Below are 26,162 nucleotides of genomic sequence, written 5' to 3'. Positions count from 1 at the left end.
ATCGACCGCCTCGCCCGCCATTCCCGAATCCGACCGCTCTCACCAGGACTCCGCCATGTCCATCACGCCGCAGGAAGCGCTCACGCGCTGCATCGAACACCGCGAGATTTTCCACGACGAAATGCTCCATCTGATGCGCCAGATCATGCAGGCGCAGATCTCGCCCGTGATGGCCGCGGCGATCCTGACCGGGCTGCGGGTCAAGAAGGAAACCATCGGCGAGATCTCGGCGGCGGCGCAGGTCATGCGCGAGTTCGCCAACAAGGTGCCCGTGGCCGACCGCGAGAATTTCGTGGACATCGTCGGCACCGGCGGCGACGGCTCGCACACCTTCAATATCTCCACGGCTTCGATGTTCGTGGCCGCCGCCGCGGGCGCGCGCATCGCCAAGCACGGCAACCGCGGCGTCAGCTCCAAGTCGGGCAGCGCGGACGTGCTGGAGGCGCTGGGCGTGAACATCATGCTGACGCCGGAGCAGGTCGGCCAGTGCATCGAACAGACCGGCATCGGCTTCATGTTCGCGCCGACGCATCATCCGGCCATGAAGAACGTGGCGCCGATCCGCAAGGAAATGGGCGTGCGCACCATCTTCAATATTCTGGGTCCGCTGACCAATCCCGCCGACGCGCCCAATATCCTGATGGGCGTATTCCACCCCGATCTCGTCGGCATCCAGGTGCGCGTGATGCAGCGGCTGGGCGCGCGCCATGCGCTGGTGGTCTACGGCAAGGACGGCATGGACGAGGTCTCGCTGGGTGCCGCGACCCTCGTAGGTGAACTAAAAGACGGCGAAGTGCGCGAATATGAAATTCATCCGGAGGACTTTGGGCTACAGATGATCTCCAATCGCGGCCTGAAGGTTACCGACGCGATGGAATCGCGCGACATGCTGCTCGAGGCGCTGACCGATGTGCCCGGCACCCCTCGCGAGATTGTCACGCTGAACGCCGGCACCGCGTTGTATGCGGCGAATGTGGCCACTTCCATCGAAGACGGAATCCTGCGGGCGCGTGAGGCGATTGCCAGCGGTGCCGCACGCGAAAAGCTGGATCAGTTCGTGCGCGCCACCCAGCAATTCCATTGAGCCCCGTACCCAGAGCCAGCATGTCAGACATCCTGCAGAAAATCCTCGCGGTCAAAGTCGACGAAGTCAACGCCGCGCAGAAGAAACGCGATCTCGCCAGCCTGCGCAACGAAGCGGAGAGCCTGCGCAACGAAGCGGGCCTCGCGCCGCGCGGCTTCATCGACGCGCTGCGCACCAAGATCGGCAACGGCAATGCCGGTGTCATCGCCGAGGTCAAGAAGGCCTCACCCTCCAAGGGCGTGCTGCGCGAGCCGTTCGTGCCCGAGGAGATCGCCGAAAGCTATGCCAAGCACGGGGCGGCCTGCCTCTCGGTGCTGACCGACGTCAACTTCTTCCAGGGCCATGCCGACTACCTGAAGCGGGCGCGCGGCGCGTGCCCGCTGCCGGTGTTGCGCAAGGACTTCGTGGTGGACCTGTACCAGGTCTACGAGGCCCGCACCTGGGGCGCCGACGCGATCCTGCTGATCGTCGCCGCGCTCGATACCGGGTTGATGGCCGACCTGGAAGCGTGCGCGCACGAGCTGGGCATGGACGTGCTGGTGGAAGTGCACGACGCGGTCGAGCTGAACTCGGCGCTGCGCCTGGCCACGCCGCTGGTGGGCGTGAACAACCGCAGCCTGCGCACGTTCGACGTGTCGCTGGAAAACACGCTGAACCTGCTGCCGTCGATGCCGTCCGACCGGCTGGTGGTCACCGAGTCCGGCATCCTGTCGCCGGCCGACGTGCAGCAGATGCGCCAGGCCAACGTGCATGCGTTCCTGGTGGGCGAGGCGTTCATGCGCGCGCCCGAGCCCGGCGTGGAACTGACGCGGCTGTTTGGCTGACCAGCACCACGGAGCGAGGCGGCGATGGCACGCGAAATCGAACTGAAGCTCGCCGTGCCCGATGGCGCGCTCGCTCCGCTGGCCGGCTGGCTGGACGCGAACGCGCTGCCGCGCGGCGAATTCGAACTGCTCAACATCTACCTGGACACGCCCGACCACGCGCTGGCGCGCTCGCGCGCCGCGCTGCGGCTGCGCCGCAAGGGCGCGCAGTGGCTGCAGACGCTCAAGACCGCCGGCAGCAGCGCGGGCGGACTGGCAGTGCGCAACGAGTGGGAGATGCCGGTCGAGGGCGAGGCCATCGACCTGTCGCGACTGCCGGCCGACGCGCGCACGCTGCTCGCGCCACTGGCCGCACGGCTGGCGCCGGTGTTCCGCACCGACTTTCGTCGCCGCACGTGGCTGATCCGCACGGAAGACGGCGAGATCGAGGCGGCGCTGGACCAGGGCACCATCAGCGTGCCCGCGCGGCCGGGCGCCAGCGAACCGATCCAGGAGCTCGAACTCGAATGGCTGTCCGGCGATGCCGGCCGCGCCGCGCAGGCGCTGCAGGCGCTGGGCGAGCGGCTTCGCGCGATCGCACCGCTGACCCCCGCGGACGCGAGCAAGGCCGCGCGCGGCTACCGCCTTGCCGGCATCGGCACGGACGGCAACGACCACGGACAACCCTGATGCGCAAGCGAACGCCCGACGTGGCGCAAGCCGATCTGTTCGGCCTGGACGCCGTGGCCGCACCGCCGGCCGGCGCCCCCGCCGTGCTGGCCGAACCGCTGGACACCCAGGCGGCCGCCCTGCCCGCGGCCTGGCGCGAACTGCTCGTGCCGTGCCTGGCGACCCCGGCCTGGCGCAACCTCGCGGGCTTCGTCGACGGCGAACGCGCGGCCGGCAAGCCGGTTTTCCCGCATCGTGTCTTCCACGCGCTGCACCTGACGCCGCCCGATGCGGTCAAGGTGGTGATCCTGGGCCAGGATCCCTACCACGGCACCGGCGTGGTCGCCGGCGAGGAAATCCCGCAGGCGCACGGCCTGGCCTTCTCGGTGCCGAACGGCGTGCGGGTGCCGCCGAGCCTGCGCAACATGTTCAAGGAGATCGCCGCGGAATACGGCGATGCCAATGCCGCCCGCACGTCGGTGTCGGGCAACCTGGAAGGCTGGGCGCGCCAGGGCGTGCTGCTGCTGAACACGGTGCTGACCGTGGAACAGGGCCAGGCCGCGAGCCATGCCAAGCGCGGCTGGGAAGCGGTCACCGACTGCCTGATCTCGTCGCTGGCCGCCAGCCGGCCGAACCTGGTGTTCCTGCTGTGGGGCAGCCATGCGCAGGCCAAGAAGGCGCTGATCGAAGGCGCGCACTGCGTGCTGGAGGCGCCCCACCCTTCCCCGCTGTCCGCCCACCGCGGCTTTCTGGGCTGCGGCCACTTCCGGCTCGCCAACGACTGGCTGCAGGCGCACGGGCGCGCGGCGATCGACTGGCTCGACCACTGAAGGGCCGGCGTCCGGCATCCACCGCTTACAGCGTGGGCCGCATCTCGAAGTCCGCGAACTTGCCCTTGCCGGGCGCGACCTGAAGTTCGTCGACCCGCGCGGCCGGCGGTCCGGCCAGCATCCATTCGCGCAGGCGCTCCAGGCGCTCCGGCGACCCGTAGGCCATCACCTCCACCGAGCCGTCCGAGCGGTTGCGTACCCAGCCGCCCAGGCCCAGGCGGATCGCGTGCCCTTCGCACGCCGCGCGATAGCCCACGCCCTGCACCCTGCCTCTGACGGTGATGTGCCAAGTTTCCATTTGCCTCTCCCGCGGCTGCTCCTGACTTCAAGGTAGGCCGATGTGGCGGCGGCCGCCAGCACGGTCCCGGCCGCCACGGCCGGTGCTACGCCCGCTGCCGGATGGCGCGCCCGATGGCGCCCGTGCGCAGCGCGATCTTGGCAGCGTCGGCGCGCAGCGCGCGCAGGCGGCGCTCCAGCACCGCGTTGGCCGCGCGTCCGGTGGAACTGGCCGCGGGGCCAGGTTCCGGCGCCTGGGCCTGCTGGACCAGCGATTCGGTCTGCCAGCGGTCCGCGGAGTCCGCCAGGCGCACGCGGCGCTCGCTGGCGTCATCTTCCGCCGCGGCCTCCGCCGCCCCCCCGGCAGCCGCTTCCGTGGTCGCCCCGGCTGCTTCGGGCACCGGCACCGGCGTGCCGGTCAGCGGCTCGACCGCGACCTCGCGCACGAAGCCCACCCCCCGCAGCTCGCGGTCCTCGTCTTCCTTCAGGCGTTCGCTGGCCTGCAGCAGGCTGCGCGTGGCGGCATCGGTGGCTTCCACGATGGCCGCCTCGGCGGCGGGCAGATCCAGCTCGTCATAGTGCTGGCGCACCTGGATGCGCGCCGCGGCCACATGGGCGGCCACCAGGTAGTTCTGCACGATGAAGCGGTTCAGGTTGTCCACCGCCCGGTGGCGGCTGCGAGGTTCGTCCAGCATGCGCTGGAACGACGAGATCAGCGCCGACAGGCCGTCCATGAAGCGCTTGCGCTCGACGCGGTAGACGAAGTCGTCGTCCGTGCGGCGCAGCAGCAGGTCGCGCGTGGCCGCGATGTAGCGCCGGTTGGCCTCCAGCACGTTCTCCACCAGCTTGGGGATGGCGCGGTACTCCCAGCTGGGCAAAACGAAGCTGAAGATCGAGGCGATGATGCCGCCGATCACCGTATCGATCAGCCGCTCTTCCACCACCGTCTGGCTGCCCGGCATCAGCAGGTTGATCTGGATCAGCACCTGCACGCAGGCCGCGATCGCCGTATAGCGGTACTTGATGGTCACGAAGGCCGCGCTTGCCACCAGCGCGACGAACAGCACGCCCAGCAGCACCAGCGGCTCGTGCACCACGCGCAGCACCACCACCGAGATGATGCAGCCGATCAGCGTGCCGATCAGGCGGTCGTTGTAGCGCTGCTTGGTCATGCTGAAGTTGGGCTTCAGGATGACGATGATCGTCAGCAGGATCCAGTAGCCGTGCGAGGCATAGGGCAGCACGTGGGTGAGCCACAGCCCCGCCGCCACCGCCAGTGTGATCCGCAGCGAGAAGCGGAACGCCGGCGAGCGCCAGTTCAGGTTCTGCCGCATCGCGCTCCACTCGTACTTCTGGCGCGTCAGGAACGGCGCCATGTCCGGGCCCGGCATGACCTTGCCGGGCTCCACCGGCGTGCGCGAGGCCTCGTGCAGCTGCGCCATCAGCGCGATGGCGCCGCGGATCACGTCCAGGGTTTCGTCCAGCGCCGTCATCGCGGCCGGCGGGATATGGTGGCGCTTGAGCGCGGCGATCTCGGCCGCCACGTCGCGCAGCGGCTGCCGGTAGTCCACCTCGGCATAGGACGGCCGCCCGCGCGTGATGTCGAACGCGATGGCCTCGACGTCCTCGCACATCAGCAGCACCAGGCGCCGCAGATGATCGAGCACCGGCGTGCCGCCGAAGGTGTCGCGCAACTGCGGGTAGTCGGTATTGGTCGACAGGATGTACTCGTACAGGTCCAGCATGCGCAGATGCACCTGCACCAGCAGCCCGTCGCGGGTGGTGCGGTTGGCGCGCAGCACGAGGTCGCGCGCGGCCTGCTGCCGTTCGGCCACCACGATCTGCTGGCGCACCAGCGCATTGAACTGTTCGTCGTAGTCGTTGCCCGCGTCGTAGAAGCCGGCCTTGATCTCCAGATAACCGGCCAGCTCGTACAGCGATTCGGCCAGCACCTGCTGCTTGGTGCGCCGCTCCAGCAGCCAGCTCACCGGCATCGCATAGAGCAGATAGGCGCTCGCGCCGGCGCCGAACAGCAGCGCATGCTCGAACGCGCGGCGCACCACGAAGTCCTCGTTGATCGTGAGCGTCATCACGAACAGCGCCGAGAACTGCAGCGGCATGGTCTTGTTGCCGTAGACCGTCATCATGCCGGCCAGGAACGTGACCACCACCAGCACCACCGGCAGCAGCCGCGGAAACGGCGTGGCCAGCGCCACCACCAACGTCACCGCCGTGGACAGCAGCACGGCGGCCAGCATCTCGTTGAACTTGTGGTTCAGCGGGCTGGGCAGGTCCATCAGGCTCACGCACAGCGCGCCCATCGACACCACCATCGCGGTGGGCAGGTCGGAGAAATGCAGCGCGATCAGCGTGGCGCCGATCACGCCCGTGGCGGAGCGCAGCCCGCGATAGACGTAGTGGGAGAAGACGAAGGTCCGTGGATCGTGGGCGTATTGCATGCGGGCCGGCGGTGGCGGCGGGAGCGAGGGCCCCGCTTACTGTCCCAGCCAGCGCGCCCGCATCGCGTGGCGCCCCGGCTCCAGCGTGACCCGGTACTGCGTCGCCGGCTCGCGCGCGAACGTGACCGGCAGCACGTGCAATTCGTCGCGCCGGAAGACGTGCAGCGGCACGCTGTCGCCGGCGCGGTAGCGGCCGAGCAGCTTGTCCAGTTGTCCGGGCGCGACCCGCAGGCCATCGACCGCGACCAACAGGTCCTGCGCCGACAGGCCCGCCGCCTGCCCCGCGCCGCCGTCCAGCACATGGGTGATGCGCACCCAGCCGTCGTCGGTCCGGGTCTTGATGCCGAGCGCCGCCTGGCGGTCGGCCTTCTGCACTTCGGCGGCGATGCCCATCGGCTTGAACATCGCGGCCAGCTGGATCTCGCCGGTGCCTTCGGTCAGCGCGCGCACCAGCGTGCCCAGCCGCAGTCCCGATACCTCGTCGATCAGCGCCAGCACGTCGGCCTCGGTGACGCCGCGCTGCACCGCGCCGGGGGCGTAGAAGCCGCGGCCGTAGCGGCGCCACAGCGCGCGCATCACGTCGTCCAGCGATCGCTTGCCGCCGGTGCGGGTGCGGATCGTCAGGTCCAGCGCCAGCGCCACCAGCGAGCCCTTGGTGTAGTAACTGACCACCGCATTGGGGGCGTTTTCGTCCTGGCGGTAGTACTTGGTCCAGGCGTCGAACGAGCTGTCGGCCACGCTTTGCTTGGTGCGGCCGCTGCCGCGCAGCACGCCGTTCCAGGTCTTGGCCAGCAGTTCGACGTACTGCGCCTCGGTGATGCAGCCGCTGCGCACCAGCATCAGGTCGTCGTAGTAGCTGGTAAAGCCCTCGAACAGCCACAGCAGGGGCGTGTAGGTTTCGCGCTCGAGCCGGTACGGCACGAACGCGGCCGGCTTGATCCGCTTGACGTTCCAGGTATGGAAATACTCGTGGCTGCACAGTCCGAGAAACGTGCGATAGCCCTCGCCGGCCTCGTCGTTGCCGCGCACCGGCAGATCGCCGCGCGCGCACATCAGCGCGGTGCTCGCACGATGCTCAAGGCCGCCGTAGCCGTCGCTGGTGACCATGGTCATGAACACGTAGCGGCGGTTGCTGTCGAGGAACGGCGCCTGCGCCGTGCGCGGCTCGAAGAAGCGGATCTGCTCCTCGCAGATCTTCTTGAGGTCGCGGCAGACGCGGTCCAGGTCCAGGTTGGGCACGCGGCCGGTGAAGACCACGTCATGCTGCGCGCCGCAGGCCTTGAAGGTCGCCAGCGCGAACTCGCCCATCTCCACCGGGTGATCCACCAGTTCGTCGTAGTCGGCGACCTGGTAGCGTCCGAAGCCGTAGCGCTTGGCGCCCTCGCGGCCGGGCGCCTCGCGCATCGCGGTGGCCACGCGCCAGCCGCGGTAGGCCTCGCCGGCCGGCGGATGGATGTCGACGGTGCAGGGCGCGTCGGCCTGGCCGTCCACGCAGAGAAAGACCGAACTGCCGTTGAAGAAGCCGTGGGTCGTGTCCAGATGCGCCGCGCGTACCGACAGGTCCCACGCATAGACCTCGTAGCTGAGCGTCAGCGGACCGAGCGCGGGATCGACCGGCGCGGCCTGCCAGCTCTGCTTGTCGAGCTTGGTGAGCACGACCGGCTCGCCGCCCGCATCGGCGCGGATGCGCACGATATTGCGGGCGAACTCGCGGATCATGTAGCTGCCGGGAATCCACGCCGGCAGGAAGAAGCGCTGGCCGGCGGGATCGGGAACGTCGACCGTGACGGTGACGGCGAACAGGTGCGCTTCGGGCTGAAGCGGGGCAATGGCGTATCGGATCGGCTTCATGGCCGAGATTGTAGCGTCACATCCTCGGCGCACCGCGATGCGGCCGCGGCGTGCCGGCCGCGGACTCAGCCGTTGACGTCGACCACCACACGCCCGCGCATGCCGCCTTCGACGATTCGACGGCCCGCGTCGATGGCCTCGGCCAGCCCGATCTCTTGCGTGATCGCGGCCAGCCGGTCCGGCGCCAGATCCCGCGCGAGGCGCGCCCACGCCTCTTCGCGCCGCGCCATCGGCGCCATCACGCTGTCGATGCCGTACAGCGTGATGCCGCGCAGGATGAACGGCGCGACCGATGCCGGGAAGTCCAGCCCCTGCGCCAGCCCGCACGCGGTCACCGCGCCACCGTAGCGCACCTGCGCGCAGGCGTTGACCAGCGTGTGGGAGCCGACCGAGTCGACCACCGCCGCGAAGCGCTCCTTCTGCATCGGCTTGCCGGGCGCGCTCAACTGCGCGCGGTCGATCACCTCCGCTGCCCCGAGCGCCTTCAAGAAATCGGCCTCGCCGGTCTTGCCGGTGGAGGCGACGACCTGGTAGCCGAGCTTGCCCAGCACCGCGATGGCCACCGAGCCGACGCCGCCCGAGGCGCCGGTGACCAGCACCTCGCCATCGCCGGGCTTCACTCCCGCGCGCTCCAGCGCCAGCACCGACAGCATCGCGGTATAGCCGGCGGTGCCGATCGCCATGGCCTGCCGCGTGGTGAAGGCGTCCGGCAGCGCCACCAGCCAGTCGCCCTTGAGCCGCGCGCGCTGCGCGAGGCAGCCCCAGTGCGTCTCGCCCACGCCATAGCCGTTGAGCACCACCTTGTCGCCGGCCTTCCAGCGCGGGTGCGAAGACTCCAGCACGGTGCCGGCGCCGTCGATGCCCGCCACCATCGGCCACTTGCGCACCACCGGCGAGCGGCCGGTGATCGCAAGCCCGTCCTTGAAGTTGATGGTCGAATAGTCCAGCGCGACCAGCACGTCGCCGTCTGCCGGCAACTGCGCCTCGTCCAGCGCGGCGATTTCTGCTTGCGTGGCGCCGTCGGCCTGGGTCAGCAGCAAGGCCTGGAAAGTCATCGTCGTCTCCTTTGCTCTTCTATCGATGGATGCGGATGGGGACAGCAAAACGCCGGCAACTGGGGCCGGCGTTCGCTTACTTCTTGAGGCTGGAGAGCTTGCGCTCCAGCGTGGCGACATCGGCCGCGCCGGGGATGCGCGTGCCGTCGGTGAAGAACACCGCCGGCGTGCCGGTGATATTCAGGCTGTGGCCAAGCGCCAGGTTCTCCTCCAGCGGGGTCTTGCAGTTGCCAGCGCCCGACGGCGTGCCCTTGCCCAGCATCCAGTCGCGCCACGCCTTGGTACGGTCGGCGGCGCACCAGACCTGTTTGGACTTGACCTCCGAGTCCGGCGACAGCACCGGGTACAGGAAGGTGTAGACGGTGATGTTGTCCATCTGCTGGAAGGTCTGCTCGATGCGCTTGCAGTAGCCGCAGTTGGGGTCCGAGAACACCGCCATCTGCCGGCTGCCGTCGCCCTTGGTCCATTTGATGGCGCGGGTGAGCGGCAGGTCGGACCACTTGATGCGGTTCAGCTCGGCCACGCGATCCTCGGTCAGGTTGGTGCCGGTGCGCGTGTCGACCATCTCGCCGTTGAGGATGTAGCGGCCCGAGGCGTCCGTATAGACCAGCTGGCCGCCGATATTGACTTCGAACAGGCCGGCAATGGGCGTCTTCTCGACGCTCTTCACCTCGGCACGGCCGCCCAGCATCTTCTGTACCGAGGCCTTGATGCGCTCGGTAGTGGGGTCGGCGGCCGCCGCGGCGTGCAGCGCCAGGCCGGCCGCCACGATGCCGCAGGCGACCATGGCGGGCATCAGGGCGCGGCGCCGGATGAGTTCAAGCATGTTGTCTCCGAATGCGTTGAGAGGTACGGCCCCAGGCCGTCGAAAATGCGTCGCGCTGCGGGTGCGAGGCGGCGGGGCAGCCCCGCTCGCCGTCTCGCTAGCCGAGCGCCCGGCCCACCAGGAAGCGCTTGAGCAGCGACTGGCCGCCCACCACGCGCATGCCGGTATTGCGCACCGAGCGCGCCACGCCGCCGGGCAGCGAGAACAGGCGGTGCAGGCCATCGGTGGCGGCGGTCAGCGACAGCAGGTCGGTGGCCCGCGCGCGCTCGTAGCGCCGCAGCAGGCGCAGGTCGCCCTCGCCGCGGAACGACTCTTTGTCGGCCATCACGCGGCCGAGTTCCGCGACATCGCGCAGGCCCAGGTTCATGCCCTGGCCGGCGAGCGGATGCACGACATGGGCCGCGTCGCCCACCAGCGCCACGTGCGGCTGCACGAACTGCTCGGCGCGCTGCAGCACCAGCGGGAAGCCCTGCGCCGGCGTCACGCAGCGCAGCGCGCCGAAGCGCCGGCCGACCGCGCCGCTGGCCGCTTCCATCACGGTTGCCGCCAGCGCCTCGGGCGAGAGCGCCAGCAGGTCCCGCGCATGCGCCTCGTCCGCGGACCAGACCATCGACAAGTATTGGCCGGGCAGAGGCAGCATCGCCAGGATCTCGCCGTTGGCGGGCTCTTCGTCCGCCATCAGCTTGGGTGGCGTGCCGAGGAACCACTGCCAGGCGGTCTCGTCGTGCGGCAGTTCGCACTGGAAATTGGCCACCACGCCCAGTTGCCGGTAGCGGCGCGTGATGACCGGAATATGGCACTGGGTACGCAGCCACGAGCGGGCCCCGTCCGCGCCCACCACACAGGCGGCGCGCACACGCGTGCCGTCTTCCAGGGTGAGCGTCGCGCCGGTCTCGTCGCGCACGAACGCCGTCGCGGTTTGGTCGAACCACTGCAGCTGGTGCTGGAAGCGCAGCGCGGTATCGAGCACGCGCTCGACATGGCCCGATTCGACGATCCAGGCCAGCTGCGGCACCGCCGCCGCGTAGGCGGAGAAATGCAGGTCGCCGTCGTGGCCCGCATCGGGCCGGTTCGCGCTGTCGTCGCCGAACACGCGCATGTCGCGGACGGGCTGCACGCGCGAGGGATCCAGCGCCTCCCACACGCGCAGCCGCTCCAGCAGAGCCTGCGAACTGGAGGAGAACGCGTAGACGCGGCTGTCCCACTGGCCTTCGCCCGGGGGCTGGGCCGCCCCCGCGGGGCGCGGCGCGATCAGCGCCACCTGCATGCCCTGCTGCGCCAGCAGCAGCGCGCACGTCTTGCCGACGATGCCGCCGCCGACCACGGCAATCTGGAAACCGGAAGGAGAGGTCCGCATGGAGGCGCTGGGTCGAGTCATGGGGCGATTATAGCCACGCGTGCCCGCGCTCCCGGGCACGGCCGGCGCGGCCCGGCGCGCGCGTCGCCGGGAACGGCCGGGAAGCGCCCATCCGCTAGAATATCGGCTTTGCTATTTACCGCCAGATACCATGAGCCTCAAATGCGGCATCGTCGGCCTGCCCAACGTCGGCAAGTCGACGTTGTTCAATGCCCTTACCAAGGCCGGCATCGCCGCCGAAAACTATCCGTTCTGCACCATCGAACCCAATGTGGGCGTGGTGGAAGTGCCGGATCCGAGGCTCCAGGCGCTGGCCGAGATCGTCAAGCCTGAGCGCATCCTCCCGGCCACGGTCGAGTTCGTCGACATCGCCGGCCTGGTCGCCGGCGCCTCCAAAGGCGAAGGCCTGGGGAACCAGTTCCTCGCCAATATCCGCGAGACCGACGCCATCACGCACGTGGTGCGCTGCTTCGAAGACCCCAACGTGATTCACGTCGCGGGCAAGGTCGATCCGCTGTCGGACATCGAGGTCATCAATACCGAACTGGCGCTGGCCGACCTGGCCACCGTCGAAAAGGCCATCGCCCGCTACGTCAAGCCGGCCCGCGCCGGCGACAAGGAAGCCCAGCGCCTGGTCGCCGTGCTGGAAAAAGCCCAGGCCGTGCTCGACCAGGCCAAGGCCGTGCGCACCCTGGACCTCGCCCCCGAGGAATGGGACGCCATCAAGCCGTTCTGCCTGATCACCGCCAAGCCGACGATGTACGTGGCCAACGTGCGCGAGGACGGCTTCGAGAACAACCCGCACCTGGACGCCGTGCGCGGCTACGCCGAGCAGACCAAGTCGCCGGTGGTCGCCGTGTGCGCCGCGATCGAAGCCGAGATCGCCGACCTCGACGACGAGGACAAGGCCGTGTTCCTCGCCGACCTCGGCATGGAAGAACCGGGCCTGGACCGCGTGATCCGCGCCGGCTTCAAGCTGCTCGGCCTGCAAACCTACTTCACCGCGGGCGTCAAGGAAGTGCGCGCCTGGACCATCCACGTCGGCGACACCGCCCCCAAGGCGGCCGGCGTGATCCACACCGACTTCGAACGCGGCTTCATCCGCGCGCAGACCATCGCCTACGAGGACTACATCGCGTACAAGGGCGAACAGGGCGCGAAGGAAGCCGGCAAGATGCGGGCGGAAGGCAAGGAGTATGTGGTCAAGGATGGGGATGTGTTGAACTTCCTGTTCAACGTCTGACGTCGTCCCTGACTAAAAAAGGGCCCGCGCATCGACACAGATGCGCGGGCCTTTTTGTTTGCGCACTCACAGGGGCGCGAGATCCCGGCCCCGCAGTCCGACCAGCACGGCCTGACCATCCGCCCCGACGCGGAACTCCCCGAACTGCGCCGCCTCGTAGCGCTTGGCCTGCCCCTCCTCGAAGAAGTACGCATCCGTCGAAATCTGCGTTTGCGCCCTCCCCCAGCGCGCGGTGCGTTGCTGGAAGCGCAGCAGCGCTTCGCCGGCCGCGAGCGGCTCGCCGCGGTGCAGGCGCACGAAGGTGGCTTCGCCGCGGGCGTCGACATGGATCACCGCGACGCCATCTTGCGCCGCCGTGCCGGCCTTGACTTCGTCCTCGCGGGCGCGGGCGATGGCGTCGGCCACGGCGAAATGCAGGGCCATGTAGTCGCCCTGCATCAGCGAGCGCGGGTCCACCGGCGCGAGCTTGAGGAAGATCACGTTGCCCTGCGCCAGCAGGCGTTCCTTGCCGAGGATGCCGGCAAGCGCCACGCCGATGGTGAGCGCCCATGCCACCACGATCCATCGCTTCATGATCTTTGCTCCCGGGCGGTCGAACGCAGCAGCCATAGCCGCATGGCCAGGACGGCGGCGCCCGCCGCGACCAGCGTGGCGGATTTGATCAGCAGCGTCCAGTGCAGCGCGCTGTAGTACCAGATGAAGCCGATGCCGATGGTGGCGATCGCCAGCCCGAGCCAGGGCAGTGAGCCACGGCGCAGTGCCAGACCGAGTGCGAGCAGTCCCGCCACGACGGCGGGGGCGCCGGCCAGCAGGCTGGCGAGTACCGCCGCGCCCAGCGGCGACGCAATCATCCATGCCGCCGGCAACCGCAGCCGCCGGGCCTCGGCGGCGGCAAAAGCAACCAATACCGCGCCGAACAACGCGCCGGCGATCCAGTGGCCCGTACCCGCCGCGCCTTCGCCGGGCGACCAGACCATCGCCAGCGGATGGCCGGCGCCCGTCAGCAGCAACGCGGCCGACAGCGCAAAGCAGAGCCCGCCGTCGGCCGCGGGTTCGAGCCGGCCCTGTCTACCGGCGGCGCACAGCGCCGGCTCCGCCAGCACGAACGCCGTGACCAGCAGCGCCACCGCCGGGGCGAGCCACGACAGCGCGACGACCAGCGCGGCGCTCCACGCGAAATATTCCAGCGGCGCCATGGCGACGCTGACGCAGGCCGCAACCGCCACGAGCGCAAACAGCGCGACGACGAAGCGGTGCAGCCGGTTGCCCATCAGCAGATACAGCGCGACCTGCAGCGCCGCGATAGCGGCCCAGAACCCCGGCCACTGCAATGCCGCCTCGCCGCCCAGCATCTGCGCCGCGCCGTACAAGGCCAGCGCCTGGCCGGTGAGACTGCTGGCGAGGGCGAACTGTTCGGAGGCGGTATGTCCGGCACGGCGCCGGTACAGCAGCGCGGCCAGCGCGAGCAGCGCCGCGCCGCAAGCCGCCACGATGGCGCCGTTCTCCCGCGCCGACAGGAACACCGAGGCCAGCACGAAGACCTGAAAGAACAGCGCGCCGAGCCAGCCGGCGAGGCCCATCAGCAGCCGGATCGGCCAGGGCGCGACCGCTTGTCCGGCGAAGCCGCCGCTGGCGTGTCCCTCCGCGACGAGCTGATCCCAAAGTGCCCGCACCGCGCGCTCGCCGCCGCTCACGATGCCTCCGCGACGCTGCGCCGGTAGGCGCGGGTAAGCCAGGTCGCGGCGGCGGCCGACAAGCCGATGGTCACCATGCCGAGCACCAGGAAACCGCCGGTCTCCGAGCGCCCCTCGAAGACCAGCCGCCCGATGGCGGCCACCGTGACCGCGATGCCGGCGAATGCCGCAAGACTCAGCACGAGCACATCGAAGGTCCGCGCGCGGAACCACCATGTCAGCAGGCCGAGGATCAGCAGGGCGGCGATGAACAAGCCGATATCGAATTCGCGAACAACGACCGCGCCCATGCCCAACGCGCCCGCGTACCCGCATGCCAGCGCCGCGAGAATGCGCGCGCCTGCCCTGCCGCGAAAGCCCAGTCCCGGCGCCCAGCGGCAGAGCGCGAACCACAGCGCGAGCTGTGCCATCGCACCGGCCGTCAGCAGCAAGGGCGCGAGCTTGTCGGCGCTGCCGAACATCAGCTCGAACATGCCGGACACGCCGGGCCGCAGGCTGAACCAGCGCAGCAGCGCGACATTGGCCAGCACGATAACCAGCCACCAGTGCGGCGCGGCCCTTGCGGCCAGCGCCCACGGTATCGACAGCGCCGCCCATAGCGCGAACAGCTGCCAGGCGTCGGCCCCGGTCTGGTAGACCTGGCCGATCACCGCCAGCAGTACGCCGGTGCTGACGGACGCGCCGAACAGCGCCGCCCGTCCGAGCGCATCGTTCGGAGGCCGCAGCGCGGCGAAGCCGGCCAGCGCGGTCACCAGGGCGGCCAGCACGCCGAAGCGGGCGAACTTGTGCAGCGCCTGCCAGTTGAAGGCGAAGAATACGACGACGCCCGCGCACAGCAACGCGGCGCCAAGGATGAGCAAGGCGCGGTCCAGCCACGCCGCCCAGCTGGCCGCGGTGGGCTCCGTCGCGCGCCACGCCTGCATCGCACGCGGCGCACCGATGGCGCCGCGCTCGCGCCATGCGCACAGCGCCTGCCGGAGGGCGCGGCGCGCGTCAAAACCTTGCAGCTCGGTGTGGGCCATGGTCCTTCCTGTCGGAACGATGTGTGCGCACTCTAGCAAAGAGTGACGCATGGCGGACCCGGGACGGTATGCTGTCGCCTTTCCCGTTCGCGGCCATTGCCGCCCTCACCGCCATGACCCTCGGCATCCTCGCCGCCATGCACGACGAAGTCGACGACCTGGTCGCCGCGATGCGGCACGAGGACGCCCGCGCCACCGTCCATCACATCGGCATGCGCGACTACCATGTCGGCGAACTGTTCGGCCAGCGCTGCGTGCTGGTGCTGGCGCGGATCGGCAAGGTCGCCGCGGCCGCGACGACGGTGACGCTGGTCCATCAGTTCGGCGTGCGGGAACTGGTGTTCACGGGCCTCGCGGGCGGAGTCGGGCCGCACACGCGTGTGGGCGATGTCGTGATCGCGGATCGCACCGTGCAGCACGACATGGATGCCCGGCCGCTGTTTCCCCGCCATGAGGTGCCGCTGCTGGGACGCGCCGAATTCGCGGCCGATCCGGCGCTGACCGACGCGCTGTACGACGCCGCGGCGGGCTTTCTGCGCGACGATCTGGCAACGGCGGTGCCGGCGGCCGTCCGCGCCCGCTTCGGCGTCAGCGCGCCCGCCCTGCACCGCGGCATGATCGCCAGCGGCGACCAGTTCATCAACGCGCCGGCAATCGCGGCGGAATTGCCCGCGCGGCTGCCGGGGTTGCTCGCGGTGGAGATGGAAGGCGCCGCGGTGGCGCAGGTCTGCCACGAGTACGGCGTGCGCCATGCGCTGATGCGCACGGTGTCCGACCGGGCGGACGACAGCGCCCATCTCGATTTCCCCGCGTTCCTGGGCGAAGTCGCCAGCCACTATTCGGCCGGCATCCTGCGGCGCTTCCTGGCCGCGCGGGCCTAGCCCGGGAACCTAGCGCAAGCCGCGGGCGAAGGCGCCCCAGACTCCCACCAGCAGGGCCGCGCCAAGGATCGCGACGGCCCAGCCGATCAGCTGTCCGTCGATGAACAGGCGCAGCGCCCGCCCGCCGTAGAACGCCGCGAGCGCGCCGACGCCGCCCAGCAGCAGCGCCATGGGAATCGACAGGACGCGGCCGGCGGGGTGCCACAGGCGCCCGACCAAGCCCACCACCATCCCGACGACAAACGTGCCCAGCATGACTCTGTCTCCCTGATTGCGCCCGCACGAGACGCGTATTGACCTGCCGCAATGCGCCCCGACATTACCCGAAAAGGCCCCGGAATGCGGTATGCGCGCCACACCGGGCCCGGGCAAACTGCCACGCCCGAAGGTATAATGCAAGCCGGTCCGGCGGCGCATTGCGCTTCCCAGTGCCCACGCACAGCGCCCCCAAGGCGCGTCTGGAGCCGGGACCCCATATCAAATCCCCACAATGCAACTGCTCGCAGTCGGAATCAATCACACCACGGCACCCGTCTCGCTCCGCGAGCGCGTGGCGTTTCCGCTCGAGCAGATCAAGCCGGCCCTGGGTGCCCTGCGCACGCACTTCGCCGGCCGCAACGGCACCGAAGCCGCCATCCTCTCCACCTGCAACCGCACCGAGATCTACTGCGCCACCGAACTGCTGGTGTCGGGCTCGGACGGTTTCGAGGACACCCTGCGCTGGCTGGCCCAGCACCACAACGTGCCGGCCGGCGAACTCGCGCCGCACCTGTATGCGTTGCCGCAGTCCGAAGCGGTGCGCCATGCCTTCCGCGTCGCCAGCGGGCTGGACTCGATGGTGCTCGGCGAAACCCAGATCCTCGGGCAACTGAAGGATGCCGTGCGCACCGCCGGCGAGGCCGGCGCGTTGGGCACCTACCTGAACCAGCTGTTCCAGCGCACCTTCGCGGTGGCCAAGGAAGTGCGCGGCCAGACCGAGATCGGCGCGCACTCGGTGTCGATGGCGGCGGCGGCCGTGCGGCTGGGCCAGCGGATCTTCGAGAGCATCGCCAGCCAACGCGTGCTGTTCATCGGCGCGGGCGAGATGATCGAACTGTGCGCCACGCACTTCGCCGCGCAGACGCCGCGCCAGATCGTGGTCGCCAACCGTACCGTCGAGCGCGGCGAGAAGCTGGCCGAGCAGCTGGCCGGCCAGGGCCTGAATACCGAGGCGATCCGCCTGTCCGAACTGGGCAGCCGCCTGCACGAGTTCGATATCGTCGTCTCCTGCACCGCCAGCTCGCTGCCCATCCTCGGCCTGGGCGCCGTGGAGCGGGCGGTCAAGCTGCGCAAGCACCGCCCGATCATGATGGTCGACCTCGCTGTGCCGCGCGACGTGGAGCCCGAGGTGGCGCGGCTGGACGACGTCTTCCTCTATACCGTGGACGACCTCGGCGCCATCGTGCGCGAGGGCAACGCGCTGCGCCAAGCCGCGGTGGCACAGGCGGAGGCCATCATCGAATCGCGCGTGCAGAACTTCATGCACTGGCTGGAAACGCGCAGCGTGGTGCCGGTGATCCGCGACCTGCAGAGCCAGGGCGAGGCGCTGCGCCAGGCCGAGCTCGACCGCGCCCGCCGCATGCTGGCACGCGGCGACGATCCCGAAGCGGTGCTCGAAGCGCTGTCCGGCGCGCTGACCCGCAAGTTCCTGCACGGCCCGACCCACGCGCTGAACCACACCCAGGGCGAAGACCGCGAGGCGCTGCTGCGCCTGATGCCTGGCCTGTTCCGCCAGAGCAGCCACTCCGAGCGCTAGCCGCGCTCGCGCCGCGCGCACCTGCGCGCGCCCCCTCTCCGCCGGGCGCACCCGGTGGCACGCCTTTCCAGCTGGCGGTCCTTCCTCCCGCCGCACGAACCCGATCCGTGAATCCCATGAAACCCAGCATGCAAGCCAAGCTCGAGCAATTGGTCGAGCGACTCGACGAGGTCAACGCGCTGCTGTCGCACGAAGGCGCCACGGCCAATATGGACCAGTACCGCAAGCTCACGCGCGAGCATGCCGAGCTGACGCCGGTCGCGGAGCAGTTCGGGCGCTACCGCCAGGCCCAGGAGGACCTCGCCACCGCGCAGGCGCTGCTGGACGATCCGGAGATGAAGGAGTTCGCCGCCGACGAGATCGCCAGCGCCCGCGCCGGCCTGGAGACGCTGGAAGACAGCCTGCAGAAGCTGCTGCTGCCCAAGGACCCGAACGACGACCGCAATCTGCTGCTGGAGATCCGCGCCGGCACGGGCGGCGAGGAGAGCGCGCTGTTCGCGGCCGACCTGCTGCGCATGTACACGCGCTACGCTGAGCGCCAGCGCTGGCAGGTCGAGATCATGAGCGAGTCGCCGTCGGACCTGGGCGGCTACAAGGAAGTGATCGTGCGGATCGCCGGCGACGCGGCCTTCTCGCGTCTGAAGTTCGAATCCGGCGGACACCGCGTGCAGCGCGTGCCGGCCACCGAGGCGCAGGGCCGCATCCATACCTCGGCCTGCACGGTGGTGGTCATGCCGGAGGCCGACGAACTGACCGAGATCGAGATCAATCCGTCGGACCTGCGCGTCGATACCTTCCGCGCCTCGGGCGCCGGCGGGCAGCACATCAACAAGACCGATTCCGCGGTGCGCCTGACCCACCTGCCGACCGGCATCGTGGTGGAATGCCAGGACGACCGCAGCCAGCACCGCAACAAGGACAAGGCGATGAAGGTGCTGGCCGCGCGCCTGAAGGACGCGCAGCTGCGCGCGGCGCAGGCCAAGGAAGCGAGCACGCGCCGCAACTTGATTGGCTCCGGCGATCGCAGCGACCGCATCCGCACGTACAACTTCCCCCAGGGCCGCGTGACGGACCATCGCATCAACCTGACGCTGTACAAGATCGACATGATCATGGACGGCGACATGGACGAACTGCTGTCGACGCTTGCCGCCGAGCACCAGGCCGACCAGCTGGCCGCGCTCGGCGAGGACGGCTAAGGTCCGCTCACCGGCGATTCGGGCGACATCTGTCCGCGTTTATCTGACAAATGCGGCTTATTTCTTGTAAGTCCATGAAACAGCGATGGCCGGCGCAGTCTCGCTGGCTATAATCGAGACCGAATACCCGCCGAGACAAGGCCGGCGTCTCTCTCGAAACGGACAAAAAGGACGACATGATGAAGAAACTGCTTGCGTTGTTGATGCTGACCGCCGCACTGACCGCCTGTAGCAAGAAGGAAGACGCTCCCGCGACGAGCGCCGACACCGCGATGCAGAATGCCGCGGAGTCCGCCAAGGCTGCGGCGAGCAATGCCGCCGCGGCCGCCGAATCGGCCGCCGATGCGGCCAAGGCCGCCGCCAGCAACGCCGCCTCCGATGTCTCGGCCGCGGCCGAGAAGGCCAAGGACGAAGCCGGCGCCGCCATGGCGAACGCCCGCGATGCCGCGAAGGACGCTGCGAACACCACCGCGGACAAGACGCGCGACGCCGTCAACAAGTAAGCCGGGCCGTCGCCGGACTGGCGAGTCCTCGGCATGCGCCCCGCCCCGCCGGTTCACACCGGCGGGGCGTTTTCATGTAAAAGGGCGCACCAACGTCTGCGCCACCGCCTGACCTTCGCTTTCCTTTCCGTTCCCTGATGCCTTCCCTTCCCGCGCAACCATCTGGCCAGTCCGTCCGCGAGGCGCTGGCGTCCGCCCTGCGCGCCGGCCTGCCGGCGCTGGAAGCGCGGATGCTGCTGACCCATGTTACGGGCCTGACGCGCACCCAACTGATCACCCGGGACACCGAGGTGCTGGACACCGCCGCGAGCGACGCGCTGGCCGCGCTGGTGGGGCGGCGGCTGGCTGGCGAGCCCATGGCGCACCTGGTGGGCAACCGCGAATTCTTCGGCCGGCAGTTCATCGTCACGCCCGACGTGCTGATACCCCGCCCGGATACCGAGGTGGCCGTCGAAGCGGCGCTCGTCCGCCTCGCCGGCAAGGACTCGCCGGCCGTGCTGGACCTGGGCACGGGATCGGGCATCCTGGCGGTCACGATCGCGTGCGAACGGCCCGATGCGCGCGTCTGGGCCACCGATATCTCGCCAGCGGCACTGGCCGTGGCGCAACGGAACGCCGACGCGCTGGGCGCGGCCAATGTGCGATTTCTGCTGTCGGACTGGTATGGCGCGGTGCCGGCCCGGCGTTTTGCGCTGATCGTGAGCAACCCGCCCTATATCGCCGCGGGCGATCCCCATCTGGGCCAGGGCGACCTGCGCTTCGAACCGCTGGACGCGCTGACCGACCACGGCGATGGCCTGGGCGACGTGGCGATCATCGCCGCCGGCGCTGGGGAAAGGCTGGAGGCGGACGGCTGGCTGCTGGTGGAACACGGCTACGACCAAGGCGAGGCCGTGCGCGGGCTGTTCGCGCAAGCGGGCTTCGCCGATGTGGCCACCCTGCGCGACCTCGGCGGCAACGAGCGCTGCACCGCCGGCCGCCGGCCCGCTGCGGGCGATGATGGCGCCTGAAGCGGCTTGCCGAATCCGGTAAAATCGCCTCATTCCACGCGCGCCGGCAAGGTGCGCATCTGATCCCCAAGGCGCGACCGGCCTTTTCGGCCATCCACTCGCGCCACACTGACAAGCGAAATCATGAGCGAAGTGCAACAACAGATCGACCAGATCGTGAAAGGCCATCCCGTCGTGCTGTTCATGAAGGGAACGGCTCAGTTCCCGATGTGCGGCTTCTCGGGCCGCGCCATCCAGATCCTGAAGGCCTGCGGCGTGGACGCTCCCACCACCGTCAACGTGCTGGACGACGACGGCATCCGCCAGGGCATCAAGGAATACGCCAACTGGCCGACAATTCCCCAGCTCTACGTCAACGGCGAATTCGTCGGCGGCTCGGACATCATGATGGAGATGTACCAGAACGGCGAACTGCAAACACTGCTCAAGGGCTGAGCGGCGCCATGTCCGCAGCCGGCGGCGCGACCCCGCGGCGGGTAATCGTCGCCATCACCGGCGCCACCGGTGCCGTCTATGGCGTGCGGCTGGCGCAGGTGCTGCGCGCCGCGCCAGACGTCGAGACCCACCTGCTGGTCTCGCCGGCGGGCGTGATGAACCTGCAGCACGAAATGGACATCGGCAAGGCCGAGGTCGAGGCGCTGGCGCACGTCGTGCACAACGTGCGCGATATCGGCGCCACCATTGCCAGCGGCTCGTTCCGCGCGCATGCGATGGTGGTGGCGCCGTGCTCGATGCGCACGCTGGCGGCGGTCGCGCATGGCCTGTCCGACAATCTGATCACGCGCGCGGCGGACGTCACGCTGAAGGAGCGGCGCCGCCTGGTGCTGATGGTGCGCGAGACGCCGCTGAACCTGGCGCACCTGCGCAACATGACCGCGGTCACGGAAATGGGCGGCATTGTCTTTCCGCCCGTGCCGGGGTTCTACCAGAAGCCCGGCAGCATCGCCGAACTGGTCGATCACACCGTGGGCCGCGTGCTCGACTTGATCGATATTCCGCAAACGCTCGCCCCGAGCTGGGACGGACTGAACGGCCAGGCCTGAGGCAGGCTGCCGCGGGCAGCGCCTAGCGGTGGTGCCCGCGCCCGTGGCCCCGATGACCTCGGTGGTGGCCATGATGATGGCCGTGGCCGCCCCCTCCCCTGTAGTATCCCCACCCACCGTAGAAGTACGGCCGCGGCGCGACCACGACAGGGGCCGGCTGCACGTAGACCGGCGCCGGCGCGACGGCATAGCCCGGATCGTAGCCGGGGCCGTATCCCACGTCATACGGCGCGGGATACACGGCACAGCCGCCGAGCAGCGCCGTCGCTCCCACTGCAACCAACCCCTTCCACGCGGCTTTCATCGCCTTACCTCTGACTGGTGTTCATGCCGAGGTTATACGGGGCGCAGCGGTAATACGGGGTCATCCCTCTGTAACCCGAGTTACGAATAAATACACGGCCGCCGCCCGGCCCAGCCTTACACGTCGAAACGGATGCCCTGCGCCAGCGGCAGCGCATCGCCGTAGTTGATGGTGTTGGTGGCCCGGCGCATATAGCCCTTCCACGCATCGGAACCCGACTCCCGTCCGCCGCCGGTCGCCTTTTCGCCCCCGAAAGCGCCGCCGATCTCGGCGCCGCTGGTGCCGATGTTCACGTTGGCGATGCCGCAGTCGCTGCCCGCGGCCGACAGGAAGCGCTCGGCCTCGCGCAGGGACTCGGTGAAGATGCACGACGACAGCCCGTGCGCCGCCGCGTTGTTCAGCGCGATGGCCTCGTCGAGCGTGGTGTAGGGCATCACGTAGAGGATCGGCGCGAAGGTCTCCGTCAGCATGGTGTCGTGCTGCTCGTCCGTGCGCACCAGCGCCGGGCGCATATAGCGGGCTTCGGGATGGCGCTCGGCCAGCACCCGATCGCCGCCATGCACGGTATTGCCCTGCGCGCGGCAGGTAGCCAGCGCATCGGCCATCGCGTTGGCCGATGCCTCATCGATCAGCGGTCCTACCAGCGTGCCTGTCTCCAGCGGGTTGCCGACCGGCAGCCGGCCGAACACCTGCGCCAGCCACTGCGTCACCGTCTCGATCAGATCCACATGGACGAAGGCGCGGCGCAGCGTGGTGCAGCGCTGCCCGGCCGTGCCGGCGGCCGCGAAGGTCATCGCCCGCACCGCCAGTTCGACATCGGCCGACGGCGCCACGATGGCGGCGTTGTTGCCGCCCAACTCCAGGATGCTGCGCTTGAACGCCGCCGCGCACGCCACGCCCACCTCCCGCCCCATGCGCGTCGACCCGGTGGCGCTCACCAATCGCACGTGCGGATGTTCGACCAGTTGCATGCCCAGGGCGCGTCCGCCGGGCAGGACCGTCGCGATGCCGGCATGGTCGGGCGCGTGCGAGGCCAGCACCCCGTCCAGCAGACCCTGCGCGGCGAGCGCGCACAGGGAGGCCTTTTCCGAGGGCTTCCACACCACGCCGTTGCCGCACACCAGCGCCAGCGCCGCGTTCCAGGCCCACACCGCCACCGGGAAATTAAACGCCGAGATCACGCCGCACACACCATACGGATGCCAGGTCTCCCGCATGGCATGGTCCGGTCGTTCGGACGCGATGGTCAGGCCATGCAGCTGGCGCGACAGGCCTACCGCAAAGTCGCAGATATCGATCATCTCCTGCACCTCGCCCAGCCCCTCCTGCAGGATCTTGCCGGTCTCCAGCGTCACCAGCCGCCCCAGCGCCGTGCGATGCCGGCGCAGCGCCTCGCCATAGCGCCGCACCAGTTCGCCGCGGGCCGGCGCGGGCAGCAGCGCCCACGTCCCTTGCGCTGCCCGCGCCTGCGCGATGCGCGCATCCGCCTGCGCCGAGGAACAGGCCGGCACATGGCCGAACACCCTGCCGTCGATCGGCGAGCGGGCCGGCAAAGCGCCCGCCCCGGGGGGCCCTGGCCGCCACGGCACGGCCAGTTCCATCTCGTCGAAACAGGCCGCGAATTGCTGTTCCGTGCTGATCTGTTCGCTCATGCTGCGGTCTCCTCCAGTGGGTGGCAGGTGTATTGCCGGCCAAAGCGGTTGGCCAGGAAGGCATCCAGCGGCATCGCCTCCTGCCGCACGAAGCCGCTCTGCGGCAGCACGCCCGTGGCCACCAGATCCAGCGCCGTGCAGATGCCCGCAGCGGTGGTGAGCTGGATCGCATTGACATGGCCGGCGTCCGTCTCCGTGCCGCCGATGCGCGCCGAGAACGAGGCCTGCACGAGCGGGCCCTGCCCCGCCCGCGTGCGCCCGGTGGCGGTGGCGAAGATCACCACGACGTCCTGCTCGGTCTGCGGGATCGCGCTGTCGAAGATGTCCCGCAGCCAGTCGCGCCGCTCGCGCAGCCGCAGGTCGTCCAGCAACAGTTTCATCGCCGCGCAGTGGCCCGGGTAGCGGATCGACTTGTAGTCCACGTCGCGCGCCCGTCCGGCCAGCGTTTCCGGCAGCGTGCCGAGTCCTCCCGAGGTATTGAACGCCTCGTATTCGATGCCGTCCAGTGCGAAGCTCTCAAGCCCCTCCAGCGCCGGCACCTCGACGCGCCGCCCGCCGACGATGGCCTCGCACGGGTTGCAATACTCGTTGATCAACCCTTCGGTGCTCCAGGTCAGGTTGTACTTCAGCGCGTTGCTGGGATAGCGCGGCAGCGCGCCCACGCGCATGCGCAGGGACAGCAGTTCGCCGCCGTCGCGCAGGAAGCGTCGCGCCAGGTCGTGCCCCACCACCCCGATAAAGCCGGGGGCCAGGCCGCACTGCGGCATCAGCACCGAGCGCGCGCCCGGCGCGAGCTGGCGGATAGCGTGCGTGGCCGCCACGTCCTCGGTAAGGTCGAAATAGTGCACGCCAAGTTCGGCCGCGGCAGTGGCAACCGCCGTGGCGGCATGGAAGGGCAGCGCGTTGAGCACGGCCCAGGCGCCATCGAGCAGCGCGATACACGCGCCCGCGGCGGTCGGATCGGCCTGGCGGACCGCGATGCCGGCGGGCATGCCGGCAAGCTGCGGCGCGTCGCGGTCGACCACCGTGACCGCATAGTCGCCGGTGCCGTGCAGCATGCGTGCGATGGTGCGGCCGATCTTGCCGGCGCCGAGCACGACGACGGCGCGTGGACCGGGCGGCGCCCCGAGGGGCGCCAGATGCGAAGGGGCGACGGCTTGCAGCATGGCTTCTTCTCCTTGTGTCCAGGTAGGTTCTGCAAGCAGTATGGTTTGCGTGACAGTCGGAATGAAGCGGCAAAGTCGACGAAAAGCCTACATAATTGGTCGATCCGACGAACCAATTTGACGGATCGTCAAAAGGCCCGATCCATGACCGACCTCGACACCACCGACCGCCACCTGCTCTCGCTACTGCAGGCCAATGCGCGCGAGAGCGCAGCGAACCTTGCCCGCAAGCTGGGCATCGCCCGGACCACGGTGGTCGCCCGCATCGCCCGGCTCGAGCGCGAGGGCGTGATCGCCGGCTACGGCGTGCGGCTCGGCAAGGAAATGGAAGACCATGCGATCCTCGCCTTCTGCGGCCTGTCGGTGCTGCCCAAGGCCGCGCCCGCGCTGCTGCGCGCCCTGCAGCGGCTGCCCGAAGTGGTGGAGCTCAATTCCGTCAGCGGCGCGGTCGACTATCTGGCCGTGATCCGCTGCGATACCCACGCGCGGCTGGATCAGCTGCTGGACGAGATCGGCGCGCTCGACGGCGTCAACCACACCAGCACGTCGATCGTACTGGCGCGCAAGATCGACCGGCGGCGGGCGGCCGGCTGAACGACTTCAACAGGGAGAACGTATCCATGAGCAATCGCATTCGCGTCGCGGTGGGCGGCGTCACGGGTTGGGCGGGCGGCGAGCTGGCCCGCGGCGTGGCGCACGCCGACGATATGGAACTGGTGGCCGGCCTGTCGCGCGGCGCGGCGGGCCAGACGCTGGCGCAGCTGACCGGGCATGCCGGCACCCCGGGCAAGGCAGTGGCGAGCCTGGACGATCTGGCGGGCACGCCATACGACGTCTATGTCGAATACACGAAGCCGGACGTGGCCAAGCGCAACATCCTGACCGCGCTGCGGCAAGGAGCGCACGTGGTGGTCGGCACCTCGGGCCTGTCGGACGACGACTATGCGCAGATCGATGCCGCCGCGCGCGAGGCCGACCGCGGCGTGCTCGCCTGCGGCAACTTCGCGATCACGGTGGTGCTGCTGCAGAAATTCGCCGAGATGGCCGCGCGCCATCTGGAGCATTGGGAAATCATCGACTACGCCAAGGCCGGCAAGGTCGACGTGCCGTCGGGCACGGTGCGGGAACTGGCCTATCGCCTGGGGCAGATCAAGCAGGCCAGCCAGGTGGTGCCCATCGACAAGGTCAACGGCCCGGTGCAAACGCGCGGCGCGACGATGTCCGGCACGCAGGTCCACGCGGTGCGCCTGCCCGGCTACCAGCTCGGCGTCGAGGTGATCTTCGGCGCCGACGGCCAGCGGCTGCATCTGCGGCACGAAGCCGGCGACGGCGCCAAACCCTATGTGGCCGGTGCGCTGCTCGCGATCCGGAAGGTGCATACCGTGCGCGGCGTGGTGCGCGGGCTGGACAAGGTGATGGAGGGCCTGTAGCCCGCCATCA

The 26,162-nt window shown here is 69.5% G+C and carries 26 protein-coding genes; 14 read left to right on the top strand and 12 right to left on the bottom strand.

What is annotated here, in order from left to right; all coding sequences use genetic code 11:
* Positions 1-55 precede the first annotated feature (55 nt).
* From trpD to LDO27_RS23730, 4 genes are read left to right on the top strand one after another with little or no spacing between them, the layout of a single operon-like run.
* Positions 56-1,084 (top strand): anthranilate phosphoribosyltransferase, encoded by a 1,029-nt coding sequence (trpD, locus tag LDO27_RS23745; RefSeq protein WP_222209631.1) that lies wholly within the window; start codon positions 56-58, stop codon positions 1,082-1,084.
* 20 nt (positions 1,085-1,104) lie between these two features.
* The gene (trpC, locus tag LDO27_RS23740; RefSeq protein ID WP_224044317.1) at positions 1,105-1,908 is read left to right on the top strand and encodes an indole-3-glycerol phosphate synthase TrpC; all 804 of its coding nucleotides are present in this window, start codon (positions 1,105-1,107) and stop codon (positions 1,906-1,908) included.
* Positions 1,909-1,932: 24 nt separating this feature from the next.
* Entirely contained in the window at positions 1,933-2,577 is a 645-nt protein-coding gene (locus tag LDO27_RS23735) for a CYTH domain-containing protein (RefSeq protein ID WP_224044316.1), read from the top strand.
* On the top strand, positions 2,577-3,386 hold the full coding sequence (locus tag LDO27_RS23730; RefSeq protein WP_224044314.1) for a uracil-DNA glycosylase: 810 nt from the start codon (positions 2,577-2,579) through the stop codon (positions 3,384-3,386). The genes LDO27_RS23735 and LDO27_RS23730 overlap by 1 nt, the downstream gene beginning before the upstream one ends.
* Positions 3,387-3,411: 25 nt before the next feature.
* Here LDO27_RS23730 and LDO27_RS23725 read toward each other — a convergent pair whose 3' ends face one another.
* The 6 genes from LDO27_RS23725 to LDO27_RS23700 all read right to left on the bottom strand — a co-directional run bounded on the left by LDO27_RS23725 (position 3,412) and on the right by LDO27_RS23700 (position 11,231).
* The gene (locus tag LDO27_RS23725) at positions 3,412-3,684 is read right to left on the bottom strand and encodes an acylphosphatase (protein WP_222209438.1); all 273 of its coding nucleotides are present in this window, start codon (positions 3,682-3,684) and stop codon (positions 3,412-3,414) included.
* An 85-nt stretch (positions 3,685-3,769) separates the two neighbouring features.
* Complete coding sequence (locus LDO27_RS23720) at positions 3,770-6,121, bottom strand: FUSC family protein (RefSeq protein WP_224044312.1); 2,352 nt, start codon at positions 6,119-6,121, stop codon at positions 3,770-3,772.
* Positions 6,122-6,157: 36 nt separating this feature from the next.
* Entirely contained in the window at positions 6,158-7,972 is a 1,815-nt protein-coding gene (locus LDO27_RS23715; RefSeq protein ID WP_224044310.1) for a M61 family metallopeptidase, read from the bottom strand.
* A 65-nt stretch (positions 7,973-8,037) separates the two neighbouring features.
* Positions 8,038-9,027 carry an acrylyl-CoA reductase (NADPH) gene (gene acuI, locus LDO27_RS23710; protein WP_224044308.1) on the bottom strand — a complete coding sequence of 330 codons (990 nt, stop codon included), beginning with the start codon at positions 9,025-9,027 and terminating at the stop codon, positions 8,038-8,040.
* Positions 9,028-9,103: 76 nt separating this feature from the next.
* Positions 9,104-9,853, bottom strand: coding sequence for a DsbC family protein (locus LDO27_RS23705; RefSeq protein ID WP_224044307.1), 750 nt, complete (start codon positions 9,851-9,853; stop codon positions 9,104-9,106).
* 97 nt (positions 9,854-9,950) lie between these two features.
* Positions 9,951-11,231: a UbiH/UbiF family hydroxylase gene (locus LDO27_RS23700; RefSeq protein ID WP_224044305.1), complete on the bottom strand. Its 1,281-nt coding sequence runs from the start codon at positions 11,229-11,231 to the stop codon at positions 9,951-9,953.
* A gap of 130 nt (positions 11,232-11,361) precedes the next feature.
* On the opposite strand from LDO27_RS23700, the gene ychF reads away from it, so the two are divergent.
* Entirely contained in the window at positions 11,362-12,453 is a 1,092-nt protein-coding gene (gene ychF / locus LDO27_RS23695) for a redox-regulated ATPase YchF (RefSeq protein WP_224044303.1), read from the top strand.
* 66 nt (positions 12,454-12,519) lie between these two features.
* Here the strand turns inward: ychF and LDO27_RS23690 are convergent, their stop codons facing one another.
* The 3 genes from LDO27_RS23690 to LDO27_RS23680 are packed head-to-tail and all read right to left on the bottom strand — an operon-like array spanning position 12,520 to position 15,169.
* On the bottom strand, positions 12,520-13,026 hold the full coding sequence (locus tag LDO27_RS23690) for a GDYXXLXY domain-containing protein (protein ID WP_224044297.1): 507 nt from the start codon (positions 13,024-13,026) through the stop codon (positions 12,520-12,522).
* Positions 13,023-14,147: a DUF4401 domain-containing protein gene (locus LDO27_RS23685; protein ID WP_224044296.1), complete on the bottom strand. Its 1,125-nt coding sequence runs from the start codon at positions 14,145-14,147 to the stop codon at positions 13,023-13,025. The genes LDO27_RS23690 and LDO27_RS23685 overlap by 4 nt, the downstream gene beginning before the upstream one ends.
* Positions 14,144-15,169: a DUF2157 domain-containing protein gene (locus LDO27_RS23680; protein WP_224044294.1), complete on the bottom strand. Its 1,026-nt coding sequence runs from the start codon at positions 15,167-15,169 to the stop codon at positions 14,144-14,146. Before LDO27_RS23680 ends, LDO27_RS23685 begins: the two co-directional genes overlap by 4 nt.
* A gap of 113 nt (positions 15,170-15,282) precedes the next feature.
* Here LDO27_RS23680 and LDO27_RS23675 point away from each other — a divergent pair, with 113 nt between their 5' ends.
* Entirely contained in the window at positions 15,283-16,050 is a 768-nt protein-coding gene (locus LDO27_RS23675) for a 5'-methylthioadenosine/adenosylhomocysteine nucleosidase (protein WP_224044357.1), read from the top strand.
* A gap of 9 nt (positions 16,051-16,059) precedes the next feature.
* Here the strand turns inward: LDO27_RS23675 and LDO27_RS23670 are convergent, their stop codons facing one another.
* Positions 16,060-16,305: a hypothetical protein gene (locus tag LDO27_RS23670; protein ID WP_224044292.1), complete on the bottom strand. Its 246-nt coding sequence runs from the start codon at positions 16,303-16,305 to the stop codon at positions 16,060-16,062.
* A 235-nt stretch (positions 16,306-16,540) separates the two neighbouring features.
* On the opposite strand from LDO27_RS23670, the gene hemA reads away from it, so the two are divergent.
* The 6 genes from hemA (at position 16,541) to LDO27_RS23640 (ending at position 21,600) form a co-directional block, all read left to right on the top strand.
* Entirely contained in the window at positions 16,541-17,845 is a 1,305-nt protein-coding gene (gene hemA / locus LDO27_RS23665; RefSeq protein WP_222209485.1) for a glutamyl-tRNA reductase, read from the top strand.
* Positions 17,846-17,961: 116 nt separating this feature from the next.
* Entirely contained in the window at positions 17,962-19,044 is a 1,083-nt protein-coding gene (prfA, locus tag LDO27_RS23660; protein WP_224044290.1) for a peptide chain release factor 1, read from the top strand.
* 179 nt (positions 19,045-19,223) lie between these two features.
* On the top strand, positions 19,224-19,547 hold the full coding sequence (locus LDO27_RS23655; RefSeq protein WP_222209490.1) for a hypothetical protein: 324 nt from the start codon (positions 19,224-19,226) through the stop codon (positions 19,545-19,547).
* 137 nt (positions 19,548-19,684) lie between these two features.
* Positions 19,685-20,557 carry a peptide chain release factor N(5)-glutamine methyltransferase gene (gene prmC / locus LDO27_RS23650; protein WP_224044288.1) on the top strand — a complete coding sequence of 291 codons (873 nt, stop codon included), beginning with the start codon at positions 19,685-19,687 and terminating at the stop codon, positions 20,555-20,557.
* A 123-nt stretch (positions 20,558-20,680) separates the two neighbouring features.
* Complete coding sequence (gene grxD, locus LDO27_RS23645) at positions 20,681-20,992, top strand: Grx4 family monothiol glutaredoxin (RefSeq protein ID WP_222209494.1); 312 nt, start codon at positions 20,681-20,683, stop codon at positions 20,990-20,992.
* 8 nt (positions 20,993-21,000) lie between these two features.
* Positions 21,001-21,600 (top strand): UbiX family flavin prenyltransferase, encoded by a 600-nt coding sequence (locus tag LDO27_RS23640; protein ID WP_222209496.1) that lies wholly within the window; start codon positions 21,001-21,003, stop codon positions 21,598-21,600.
* Positions 21,601-22,020: 420 nt separating this feature from the next.
* Here the strand turns inward: LDO27_RS23640 and amaB are convergent, their stop codons facing one another.
* On the bottom strand, positions 22,021-23,505 hold the full coding sequence (amaB, locus tag LDO27_RS23635) for an L-piperidine-6-carboxylate dehydrogenase (protein WP_224044356.1): 1,485 nt from the start codon (positions 23,503-23,505) through the stop codon (positions 22,021-22,023).
* A 47-nt stretch (positions 23,506-23,552) separates the two neighbouring features.
* Positions 23,553-24,722 (bottom strand): saccharopine dehydrogenase family protein, encoded by a 1,170-nt coding sequence (locus LDO27_RS23630; RefSeq protein ID WP_224044286.1) that lies wholly within the window; start codon positions 24,720-24,722, stop codon positions 23,553-23,555.
* Between the two features lie 144 nt (positions 24,723-24,866).
* On the opposite strand from LDO27_RS23630, the gene LDO27_RS23625 reads away from it, so the two are divergent.
* Together LDO27_RS23625 and dapB are read left to right on the top strand one after the other, a co-directional pair.
* Entirely contained in the window at positions 24,867-25,316 is a 450-nt protein-coding gene (locus LDO27_RS23625) for an Lrp/AsnC family transcriptional regulator (protein WP_222209502.1), read from the top strand.
* Positions 25,317-25,342: 26 nt separating this feature from the next.
* The gene (dapB, locus tag LDO27_RS23620; RefSeq protein ID WP_224044285.1) at positions 25,343-26,152 is read left to right on the top strand and encodes a 4-hydroxy-tetrahydrodipicolinate reductase; all 810 of its coding nucleotides are present in this window, start codon (positions 25,343-25,345) and stop codon (positions 26,150-26,152) included.
* Positions 26,153-26,162 lie beyond the last annotated feature (10 nt).

Source organism: Cupriavidus respiraculi, from assembly GCF_914271545.1.
Classification (GTDB): domain Bacteria; phylum Pseudomonadota; class Gammaproteobacteria; order Burkholderiales; family Burkholderiaceae; genus Cupriavidus; species Cupriavidus respiraculi.
Note: the sequence above shows the minus strand (reverse complement) of the source record. Positions and strands in the feature narration are given on the sequence as shown.

Coding starts and splice junctions, on each gene's coding strand:
- trpD (WP_222209631.1), top strand. CDS start 56: ATGTCCATCACGCCGCAGGAAGCGCTCACGCGCTGCATCGAACACCGC.
- trpC (WP_224044317.1), top strand. CDS start 1,105: ATGTCAGACATCCTGCAGAAAATCCTCGCGGTCAAAGTCGACGAAGTC.
- LDO27_RS23735 (WP_224044316.1), top strand. CDS start 1,933: ATGGCACGCGAAATCGAACTGAAGCTCGCCGTGCCCGATGGCGCGCTC.
- LDO27_RS23730 (WP_224044314.1), top strand. CDS start 2,577: ATGCGCAAGCGAACGCCCGACGTGGCGCAAGCCGATCTGTTCGGCCTG.
- LDO27_RS23725 (WP_222209438.1), bottom strand. CDS start 3,684: ATGGAAACTTGGCACATCACCGTCAGAGGCAGGGTGCAGGGCGTGGGC.
- LDO27_RS23720 (WP_224044312.1), bottom strand. CDS start 6,121: ATGCAATACGCCCACGATCCACGGACCTTCGTCTTCTCCCACTACGTC.
- LDO27_RS23715 (WP_224044310.1), bottom strand. CDS start 7,972: ATGAAGCCGATCCGATACGCCATTGCCCCGCTTCAGCCCGAAGCGCAC.
- acuI (WP_224044308.1), bottom strand. CDS start 9,027: ATGACTTTCCAGGCCTTGCTGCTGACCCAGGCCGACGGCGCCACGCAA.
- LDO27_RS23705 (WP_224044307.1), bottom strand. CDS start 9,853: ATGCTTGAACTCATCCGGCGCCGCGCCCTGATGCCCGCCATGGTCGCC.
- LDO27_RS23700 (WP_224044305.1), bottom strand. CDS start 11,231: ATGACTCGACCCAGCGCCTCCATGCGGACCTCTCCTTCCGGTTTCCAG.
- ychF (WP_224044303.1), top strand. CDS start 11,362: ATGAGCCTCAAATGCGGCATCGTCGGCCTGCCCAACGTCGGCAAGTCG.
- LDO27_RS23690 (WP_224044297.1), bottom strand. CDS start 13,026: ATGAAGCGATGGATCGTGGTGGCATGGGCGCTCACCATCGGCGTGGCG.
- LDO27_RS23680 (WP_224044294.1), bottom strand. CDS start 15,169: ATGGCCCACACCGAGCTGCAAGGTTTTGACGCGCGCCGCGCCCTCCGG.
- LDO27_RS23675 (WP_224044357.1), top strand. CDS start 15,283: ATGACCCTCGGCATCCTCGCCGCCATGCACGACGAAGTCGACGACCTG.
- LDO27_RS23670 (WP_224044292.1), bottom strand. CDS start 16,305: ATGCTGGGCACGTTTGTCGTCGGGATGGTGGTGGGCTTGGTCGGGCGC.
- hemA (WP_222209485.1), top strand. CDS start 16,541: ATGCAACTGCTCGCAGTCGGAATCAATCACACCACGGCACCCGTCTCG.
- prfA (WP_224044290.1), top strand. CDS start 17,962: ATGAAACCCAGCATGCAAGCCAAGCTCGAGCAATTGGTCGAGCGACTC.
- LDO27_RS23655 (WP_222209490.1), top strand. CDS start 19,224: ATGAAGAAACTGCTTGCGTTGTTGATGCTGACCGCCGCACTGACCGCC.
- prmC (WP_224044288.1), top strand. CDS start 19,685: ATGCCTTCCCTTCCCGCGCAACCATCTGGCCAGTCCGTCCGCGAGGCG.
- grxD (WP_222209494.1), top strand. CDS start 20,681: ATGAGCGAAGTGCAACAACAGATCGACCAGATCGTGAAAGGCCATCCC.
- LDO27_RS23640 (WP_222209496.1), top strand. CDS start 21,001: ATGTCCGCAGCCGGCGGCGCGACCCCGCGGCGGGTAATCGTCGCCATC.
- amaB (WP_224044356.1), bottom strand. CDS start 23,505: ATGGAACTGGCCGTGCCGTGGCGGCCAGGGCCCCCCGGGGCGGGCGCT.
- LDO27_RS23630 (WP_224044286.1), bottom strand. CDS start 24,722: ATGCTGCAAGCCGTCGCCCCTTCGCATCTGGCGCCCCTCGGGGCGCCG.
- LDO27_RS23625 (WP_222209502.1), top strand. CDS start 24,867: ATGACCGACCTCGACACCACCGACCGCCACCTGCTCTCGCTACTGCAG.
- dapB (WP_224044285.1), top strand. CDS start 25,343: ATGAGCAATCGCATTCGCGTCGCGGTGGGCGGCGTCACGGGTTGGGCG.